We start from the raw sequence: 9,097 nt of genomic DNA on the forward strand, positions 1-9,097 counted from the left end.
ACATCAAATGCCCACACTTATCGACTGTTAATTGTTAAAGAACTGTGATCGGTACTGCTTTCGCGCTATCGACAAAGCGTTGTGTTTGTCAGCTGCGAAGAAGGAAGAGTATGAAGCATTTCAGCACAATCGTCAACTCCTTCTTTTACTGCCCAGCCCCTGAAGGCTGTCCCTTTTGTGCCGCAAACTAGTGCGTCTCATCGGGGAGTCGAACTATAGCAAAGCCGCCCACGGGCGGCAAGCATTATTTCAACAATGCTGCCACCGCCATCCCCACCTCGGTCGTACTGGCACTGCCACCCATGTCCGGCGTACGTGGACCATGCTCGAGCACCTGCTCGATAGCGCGCACAATCGCGTCATGCGCTGCCGTGTATTGGGCGTCGCCATTGCCGAGGAAATCGAGCATCATGGCGCCCGACCAGATCATGCCGATCGGGTTGGCGATATTCTGGCCATAGATATCGGGTGCGGAACCGTGCACCGGCTCAAACACGGAGGGGAAAGTGCGCTCCGGATTGATATTGGCCGATGGCGCGATGGCAATCGTCCCCGTGCAGGCGGGGCCCAGGTCGGACAAGATGTCGCCAAACAGATTCGACGCGACCACCACGTCGAAGCGCTCAGGGCTGAGCACGAAACGGGCCGCCAGGATGTCGATGTGGTATTTGTCCCAGCGCACATCGGGAAACTCCGGCGCCATCGCTTCCACCCGCTCATCCCAGAATGGCATGCTGATTGCGATGCCATTCGACTTGGTCGCCGATGTCAGGTGTTTTTTTGGCCGGCTTTGCGCCAGCTCAAACGCATATTGCAGGATGCGGTCGACGCCCTTGCGCGTAAACACGGATTCCTGCAGCACTGTTTCACGCTCCGTCCCCTCGAACATGCGCCCACCCACGGACGAATATTCTCCCTCTGTATTTTCACGCACGACATAGAAATCGATATCGCCCGGCTTTTTATTTGCCAGCGGGCACGGCACGCCCGGCATCAGCCGCACGGGGCGCAAATTGACGTATTCATCGAATTCGCGCCGGAATTTCAACAAGGAACCCCATAAGGAAATATGGTCGGGTACTTTGTCCGGCCAGCCCACGGCGCCAAAATAGATGGCGTCGAAATCCTTGAGTTGGGCAAACCAGTCCGAGGGCATCATCTGGCCATGCTCAAGGTAATAATCGCAATTCGCCCATGCCATCGTCGTAAACTGCAAGTCGATATTGAAGCGGCGCGCGGCGGCCTCGACAACACGCAGTCCTTCCGGCATGACTTCATTGCCTATGCCGTCGCCGGCGATGACTGCGATTCTGTGTGCGGGCATGCGCTTCTCCTGTTGATAGATGTAAGCGTTAATGATACTGGCGCCGCATCAGAATACAATCGGTGGATTCATAACCCCAGTATCCACATTTCGTGCTCAATCAATGAAAAATACGCCGCTGCTTGAAGATTTGCGCCTGTTTTGCCAGGTCGCCCATAAAACCAGCTTCGCCGCCACGGCGCTGGAACTGGGCATTTCGAAAGCGGTCGTCAGCAAGCGCATCGGCATGCTGGAAGCGGCGCTGCAAGTCCGTTTGCTGCACCGGACCACGCGCCGGGTCAGCGTCACCGATCACGGCGAGATCGTGCGGCAATGGGCACAGCGCATCCTGGAAGATATCGAACAGATGGCTGAAGCGGTGGCGCAGTCGACATTGCAGCCGCAGGGCATGCTGCGCATTTGCTGCAGTTCCGGTTTCGGGCGCAACCGCCTCGGTCCAGCCCTCTCCCAGCTGGCACGGCAGTATCCAGACCTGAAAGTACAGCTGGAATTACTCGACCGCCCCGTCGACCTGCTGGGAGAAGGTTTCGACCTCGACATTCGCGTTGGCGTGGTGCACGAACCAGACTTGATCGCCCACCATATTGCCCGCAACCAGCGCGTGCTGTGTGCCGCGCCCGCTTACCTGGAGCAACGCGGCACGCCGGACACCCTGGAGCAATTGCGCGAGCATGACTGCATCGTCATCCGCGAGCGCGACCAGGATGGGCGACGCTGGAAACTGCAAGGGCCGCACGGACTGGAAACGGTGAAGGTCGACGGGGCGCTGTCGGCCAACAATGGCGAGATCGTCCATCAATGGGCGCTGGACGGCCACGGCATCATTTTGCGCTCGGCATGGGATGTGGAAAGCAGCCTGGCGCAAGGCAAGCTGGTGCAGATTTTGCCCGCGTATCAACAGGCTGCCGATGTGTGGGCGGTGACCACCTCGCGGCTGTCGAGCTCAGCCAAGGTCAGGGCCTGCGTGCAATTCCTGCAGCAGTGGCTGCAGGCCCCCGCGTGATGAACTACACCAGGCGCGCCACATCCGGATACAGACGCGCCAGGGTATCGGAGGCGATGGCGGCAATCACGGGTTCGACACGCTCTGAGGCTTGCTCAGGTGCTTTTTCTCGGCGCACATCTTTCCACAACTCAAGCAAAGCAGCGTCATGGCGCGCGACCGCTTGCTCGACCTCATCTTGCCAAAATGCTGGCGCCTCGCCTTCCACGAAGTTGCCGCGGCCACGGCCAAAGTGCGCCACCGCCAGATAACGCAGCACGCCTGCCACCACCAAGGTACGCAGGAAGGCATCCGTAAATTGCATGGTAGGTTCATTGCGGTCCGTGCCGGAATTAAATCCCCAGGCTGCGCCCGCAAACGTCAGGGCACCGACCACGCCACCAAGCAAGGCGCCCGTGCCCAGGGTCAGGCCACCGGAAATCAGGTCGGCCGACAAGCCAGTCGCCGCACCGGAAATCATGGCGCCCAATAGCCCCGCTTGCGCCTTGTCAATCGGCGCGCGCACGGCAAAATTATCGCGCACCCGTGTATTGATCTTATGCGCATCTGTGGGGTCAAGTTTGTGCAAGATCAACAGTTCGCGCGTCGTTTCACCGCTGTGCGTATTGAGCCGCGCCACCAGGCTGGCCATCGCCTTCTCCTGGCGTTGCTGCTCGGAATTCTTGCCTATGCCGACTACTTGCAAGGCCGATTTCAGCAAGCCCTTGGAGACGGGCTCGATGGCTTCGCGATCCTGGGCTGCCGCAGCCAGCTGCGTGGCCAGCAAATGCATGGCCTCCCGGAAACGTGCCGTATTCTGCGCTTGCCAGGTACCAAACAAACGCGCATAGCCGGCTTGCTGCGACTGAGGTAACAACTTGCCAACGGCTTCGTAAAACACGCGTTCATGTACCCAGCAGCGAGCAAAGGCATCGAGCGCCAGGACGTCGCGCACAATCGGATATTGCTGTAAATGCTCACGCCAGCGCGCCTGCTCGCTGTGTTCCTCGTTGCCTGGACGTGGTGGCCCCATCTGATTGAGCAAGACCACCACGGGTTTGCCCAGCCATTCGAGGATTTTCATTTCCGCCGGCAAGTAACCCGCATCACTGGGATGCTCCGACGAGTTGACCAGATACAGCACCACGTCGGCCGCGTCCTTGGCCGTGCGCAGCGCTTGCTGACTGAGCCAGAAAGGACGGTCGCGATAACGATCCAGCACTTCACGCAGGAACCAGCCGATGGGATTGCCCGACTGCCCCAGACGCTTGAGCAGGCGCACCGAGTCGCCAAAGCCGGGCGTGTCCCACAATTGCAGGGCATCGCCTTGCGGCGTCGCCAGCAAGGTATGCGATTCCGCAAAAACGGTCACGTGGGCAGCGTCGCGCACTTCGCCGATATCTACGCCCACCAAGGTACGCGCCAGGGTGGTCTTGCCATTATTCGTATGCGAAATCAGTGCAAACTGAATCTGCACCGCATCATCCTGGACATCTTTATTCACATTCATGCTGCTGCCGATACTTTCAAGCCAACACCGGCATCGAGCGGGTGCAAGGCAGGATTGAGCAAATTGACCAGGGTGGCCGGGGTTTGATGGAAGAGGCAGAACTGTTGCCACAAGGCGACTCTTTCCGCCAAGCGGGCGGCATTATCCACCTGCTCGCCAGCGCGCTCCAGGTAGCTGGACTCGTCGATCAGGACGGCGATGCCCCGTGTTGATGATCGCACCAAGTAATCGAGGAAGGCGCCGTGATTTTCTTTTTCCGGCGTCGCCGTCAGATTGAACAGCACGGCCGTGACGTTGACTTGCGGATCATTCAGGTCGGCGCCGCGCAAGACGTCCTGCGGCTCTTCGCCATACGACGTCGATGGACGCAGCATCATGCGCCCCTGCTCGCCAAACAGCATGATGGACAGCTGGCCCAAGCCCTTGTGACGCGCCTCATCGACAGTAAAGCTGTACGGCAAGACGCGCAACATGCCACCCGTGGCCACGCCTATACTTTCATTGAGCTTGCGGAAATACGGTTGATCCAGGTCTAACGGGAAATGTTTCGCCAGCCGTGCGGCGCGCCAGTTGTTGGCCAAAGCCAGGATCAGGCGGGGAACCACGACCAGCAAGAAAATCGTTGCCGCATACAAATGCACCCAGCGCGCGCCCCCTTCCACGGTCGTCGTTTGCGGGAAGCGCAAGGCTTCGATTTCCGCCAGCGAGAAACCTTGCAAATGAAATAGGGCAATGGCTGGTGCAAACAGCGTCGAAAGCAGGCTGTGCACCTGGCTGGCACTCAAAAAGGTGCTTTCCCAGCCGGCCGCGTATTGCGACAGGAAACCGCGTGCATACAGCGAAGCCACGGCGCCGATGGCAAACATGGCGGCGCTCAAATGGATGGTACGGCCCAGGCGCGCGGCCGTCAGCTTGGCGCTCAGGTGCGCCCATTCCCCCATGAAGCTGAGCAAGCCCGAGGACAAGGCGTGCGGGAGTTTGCGCGGCAGGGCCAGGCGGCCCACGCTCAGGTGGCGCACCAGTCCAGCTTTCGGCCAGCCCAGGGAGTGCGAGGGGATGCATAGCCAGATCAGCAAGCCCAGGTAGACCAGCACATTCCAGGCGATTATCAGCAGCAAGGGCGCCGACAGCAAGTCGACGCGGTGCGGATCGGTGATGCGGTCGAGCCCGGCCCCCAGCAGCAGGGCCAGCAATGGCAGGGTCAGTGCCAGGGTCTTCATGCCGTTGCGGCGTTTCGCGAAGGAAGAGAAGGCGGGGGTGCGCTCGGTGATACGCTTGATGATCAGCTCGGACCGCTGCTGCAGGAAGTCGTCACCCGTCACTTCGGCCTGCTTGCCCGAAGCTTGCCATTGCGCAAGCTCACGCGCGCTGCGGCTGGCATACATGCGGTCGTCCTCGCTGAGGACTTCTTTTTTCTGGTCGGCCGTTTCAATGGCCCGTACCAATACCACTTCTCTCGCAATCTGCTCGTTCATGGTGCTCCTGTTTTTGTATGAAACGACAACTCGACAGGCAGATTGTGACGTACTTTTGTATTTCAGGCCAACGCGTCCTCGGTCCGGAACAAGTTATGTAGCAGATGTATCAGGAAAGCAGCGATCCAGGCAGACCACAAGGTGTGCGTGAAAAATTGTGCACCTTGCAACTGTTGCTGCCAGCCTGACGCCAAACCGCACAGCAGCATGACACCGGCGAGCAGAAGCGCAGTGCGGGGCCGTCCAGGCAGCCAGAACAATGGCAAAGCCAGCAGCCACCAGGCAGTGTTTGCCTGGATCGCGGGCAGGCAAACCATGCCAGATGCGCTGGCTGGCAACGTTTCCAGCATGCGCGCGTACGGCTCCAGTCCACCATAGCGCAGCAAATCCGTAGGACAGGGCATATCGCTGAAGGAAGAGAGCAAATAGATGCTTGGCGGCACCAAGACGACCGACAGGGCCACGGAGCGCAAGACGCTGCGGCGTGATGCAAGCCATGCCAGCGGACGCAAGGTGTCCCAGATGGCCAGGCCTATCACGGCGGCGCCAAGCAAGATCATGCCAAACTGGAAACTGCCGGCCAGCGCACTGTCACCGCCGGCAAAGTGCCCACGCTTCCCGTCGAACATACTGTCGGCGATCATGAGATCGAGGTTGCTGTAATTGCCGATCCAGAGGATCAGCATGGCCGACAGCATCAGGACGCTATCGATGCCTTTGGGAGTTTTGACGAGTTTAAGCTTGGCCAGCATGGGTGCACATATTATTTGGTGAGATGAAAGGTACTGACCACACAGGACTGCAGCCATGGAAGTCATCGTACAGTGTCAATATGAAGAGAACATGATGTTCCCCACCATTAACCACGCGGACGGAGCAAGACGAGCTTCCGGCCTCACCTTACAAGTGCCCGCATGAATTACGCGTCGACAGGGCATTGATTTTTCGTTAAGTAAATGCAAAAAGCAGGCTTAGATGAAATCGATCCGCAGCACGCTGCCGCCAGGCGGCGGGCAATGAATCCCGGTTCCGCGCGCAGCCAAATAGATGCGCCCGGAAGCGGAGCGTACCAGCGGTGCTTACGCGCCTTGCGTCATCAGGATTTCCGCCGCGCCCTTGATCACGCTCAGCGGCGTGCGCAGTTCATGACTGACATCGCCCCTAAAAAAGCATTCGCGATCACCAACTTCGCTCAACTCCGCCTTACGTACAGCAAAAGTGCGCACCAGCATTCCCAATTCATCGGCGCTGTCCTGCTGTGGCAAGGCCACCTGGCCGCCTTATGTAAGCGACATGATCGGCGTGATCAAGCAATTGGCGGTTGGCGATGAAGGCGCCAAGCAGCGAAGCGCAAACCTATAAAACGATAAAAGCGAGGGCCAGCGTGCCATACACACAGCATGCTCAAACCGCAAATATCAGCATTAGCCCTGGCTCCGGAAATGCCGTCTATTCTTGCAATAACGGGAGCTGGGCCTTCCAGTCGGAAAACTGTATGTCACCGCCTGCAGGTTGCTCGGCAACTACTGTCTATTGATCTAGCTCCACATCCTGCAATGGCTACAATACAGCGATGTCGCACGGCGCGGGTCGATGGGTTAACGCGTCCAACGACAATAACGGGAGCGTGTACGCCAGCTGCAATAATGGCAGCATCAATACAAGCAGCGGAAGCTGTACTTCGTCTTCGCGCACGCTCTACAACCGTACGGACAAATCTGGTCAGGCGTTAGCCGCGAATCCAGGGAATCGTGCCAGCTTCTGCCAAGCACAGGGCATGAATGTCGTCGGGAACGGGCAGCAATCGGACTTCGGGGGCAACGATATTCCTCACTGCTACTCAGCCGATAGCTCTCTGCGTTGTATGAACCCTGCAACACCAGGCGCTGCCAGCCGCTAGACCGTCGCATACGGCAATCCAGGCTGCTTCATTCAAACTGCTGTCACTTGCCAATAAATGTGTTCTAATTCCGCATGGTACTTATTAAATAAGTAATCTAGCTAACTCGGCAATCTTAATTATGCTGCGGTAGCAGTATTAACAAAGCAAACAACACAATAGGAGATGTAATGAAAACTTTGGCTGACTACATTGAACAATACGGTTTTGACGGTTGGAAATCTGGTCCTCTCGCCCAACATCCAATCGTCATGATGTTGCGTGATGAAATCGCTAATCCTGGCTCGACCTCGCTGGCTTCTCTCGATAGGTCGAGTCTGGAAATCGCTGTTAAAGTATTAAAAAACAATCCCGAAGATGGGCACACTTTGTCGTCTGGTAGCCTGCCGTTTATCTCGCTGACCATTAACTATAGCAATATTGAACCGTACAAATTCGACGGCAACATGGTTCCATATCGAGCGCACATGGACACGAATTTAAAAAAACATGGTTCGATCACTTACGTGCGGGGCGAGAAGGACAATCCGTTCACGCAACATACCGACACCATCAGCAATACCGGCGTGGTGGTCAAAGATGTCGCGATAAGCACCAACTTTGACGCACTCAAAGTGTGTTACAACGGCGCCCTTAGTTCGGTCGCGCTCGGCTCGGACCTTTTTGCCACGAACAAGGTCGTGACCTCGAAGGAAATACTGCAGAACATGCTGGAACTGGTCCTGCAGTACGGAATTGATACACCCGAGCACATGAAGTCGGCTTTCGGTTCCTGGGCATACGCAGATGGTGTCGTTGATGCTGCGATCCAGCAGGAGGCGAAATTGCCGCTTTACTCACAGCTTAATGATCCTGCCTCCGACGCAATCATTAAGGGCTATCTCGCGTATTTTGGCCGTCCAGCTGATACTGCTGGTCTGCAATATTGGGTGGATGCCACCAACCGCACTGGTGGCGATGCTACTGCGATGATTAACAACTTTGGCAACAGTGCCGAATACCGTAGTATGTACGGCAACTCTACCTCGATGGAAGTCGTCAATTCGCTGTACCAGCATCTGTTCAACCGTGACGCGGAAAAGGGGGGGTTGGAATTCTGGTCACATCACCTGGAAACCGGGGCCTTGACCCTTGCGGATCTCGCTTTCTCGGTCGTCAACGCGGCACAGGGTAGCGATTCGAAAGCCATTGTGGAAAAAGTCGCGGCATCCCGCGTCTTCACCGGAAATCTGGATACCCAGCGAGAGGTGGACCTGTACAGCAATAACCAGTCTGCGCTGAACGCCCGCAAGTGGCTGTCCCTCTTCAGCGAAAACGATTTTAGGAACAGCAAGCTTTTGAACGTGACTGTTGATGTTATCAATAAGCTGCAGGGCGATGTAGAGCCGATCCTGATTGGCCAAGGCTTCGACCCACTCTACTATTAATCGGGACTAATCCGTGACTCGTAAAAATGCTCTTATTCTGGCGCCTGGCTTTCTGGCCTCGATCCGAGCATCTCGCGCGGCGCCAACTTGGGTGCCTCGCTCATCAGGCACTTCAGGATGATGTAGCCGATCCTTCGAAATGCAGCTCATCCACGGCTAGCACGGCGGCGGCCGTCATTTACCCGCGTGCGGCGCAGCAAGGCTTTCAGGCGGATTTCCAATTCCAGCAGCGAAAATGGCTTGAGCAGATAATCGGCATAGCCATTCACGGCCGAATCGAGCGCAGGCCCCTTCGGCTCCGGATAGGCACATTGTTGGAAGAATTGAAGAATGCAAAACAAAAGCAGCAGACGAAAAAAAATCCCACCGGATTCCGGTGGGGTTTTCTTCTACTGCGAATAACAAGCCTGACGATAACCTACTTTCACACTGGTTGCAGCACTATCATCGGCGCAAAGTTGTTTCACGGTCCTGTTCGG

Annotated in this window: 8 protein-coding genes; 3 read left to right on the top strand and 5 right to left on the bottom strand. The window is 57.1% G+C overall.

Annotated elements, in window-relative coordinates:
- Positions 1 to 244: 244 nt before the first annotated feature.
- Positions 245 to 1,324, bottom strand: coding sequence for a tartrate dehydrogenase (locus ACQ4WZ_RS26890; RefSeq protein WP_436574897.1), 1,080 nt, complete (start codon positions 1,322 to 1,324; stop codon positions 245 to 247).
- A gap of 103 nt (positions 1,325 to 1,427) precedes the next feature.
- On the opposite strand from ACQ4WZ_RS26890, the gene ACQ4WZ_RS26895 reads away from it, so the two are divergent.
- Complete coding sequence (locus tag ACQ4WZ_RS26895; RefSeq protein WP_436574898.1) at positions 1,428 to 2,327, top strand: LysR family transcriptional regulator; 900 nt, start codon at positions 1,428 to 1,430, stop codon at positions 2,325 to 2,327.
- A gap of 4 nt (positions 2,328 to 2,331) precedes the next feature.
- On the opposite strand, the gene ACQ4WZ_RS26900 is transcribed toward ACQ4WZ_RS26895, so the two are convergent.
- From ACQ4WZ_RS26900 to ACQ4WZ_RS26915, 4 genes are all read right to left on the bottom strand, one after another.
- On the bottom strand, positions 2,332 to 3,816 hold the full coding sequence (locus tag ACQ4WZ_RS26900) for a DUF3482 domain-containing protein (protein ID WP_436574899.1): 1,485 nt from the start codon (positions 3,814 to 3,816) through the stop codon (positions 2,332 to 2,334).
- On the bottom strand, positions 3,813 to 5,291 hold the full coding sequence (locus tag ACQ4WZ_RS26905; RefSeq protein ID WP_436574900.1) for a DUF2868 domain-containing protein: 1,479 nt from the start codon (positions 5,289 to 5,291) through the stop codon (positions 3,813 to 3,815). Before ACQ4WZ_RS26905 ends, ACQ4WZ_RS26900 begins: the two co-directional genes overlap by 4 nt.
- A gap of 62 nt (positions 5,292 to 5,353) precedes the next feature.
- Positions 5,354 to 6,043, bottom strand: coding sequence for a phosphatase PAP2 family protein (locus ACQ4WZ_RS26910; RefSeq protein WP_436574901.1), 690 nt, complete (start codon positions 6,041 to 6,043; stop codon positions 5,354 to 5,356).
- Between the two features lie 327 nt (positions 6,044 to 6,370).
- The gene (locus ACQ4WZ_RS26915; RefSeq protein WP_243857847.1) at positions 6,371 to 6,562 is read right to left on the bottom strand and encodes a histidine kinase dimerization/phospho-acceptor domain-containing protein; all 192 of its coding nucleotides are present in this window, start codon (positions 6,560 to 6,562) and stop codon (positions 6,371 to 6,373) included.
- Positions 6,563 to 7,361: 799 nt separating this feature from the next.
- Between ACQ4WZ_RS26915 and ACQ4WZ_RS26920 the strand changes: the two genes are divergently transcribed.
- Together ACQ4WZ_RS26920 and ACQ4WZ_RS26925 are read left to right on the top strand one after the other, a co-directional pair.
- Positions 7,362 to 8,618: a DUF4214 domain-containing protein gene (locus ACQ4WZ_RS26920; protein WP_436574902.1), complete on the top strand. Its 1,257-nt coding sequence runs from the start codon at positions 7,362 to 7,364 to the stop codon at positions 8,616 to 8,618.
- Between the two features lie 26 nt (positions 8,619 to 8,644).
- A partial coding sequence (locus tag ACQ4WZ_RS26925; protein WP_436574903.1) for a hypothetical protein occupies positions 8,645 to 9,097 on the top strand: 453 nt, incomplete at its 3' end.

The organism is Janthinobacterium darwini (genome assembly GCF_051380905.1).
In the GTDB taxonomy this organism is placed as follows: Bacteria; Pseudomonadota; Gammaproteobacteria; order Burkholderiales; family Burkholderiaceae_D; genus Janthinobacterium.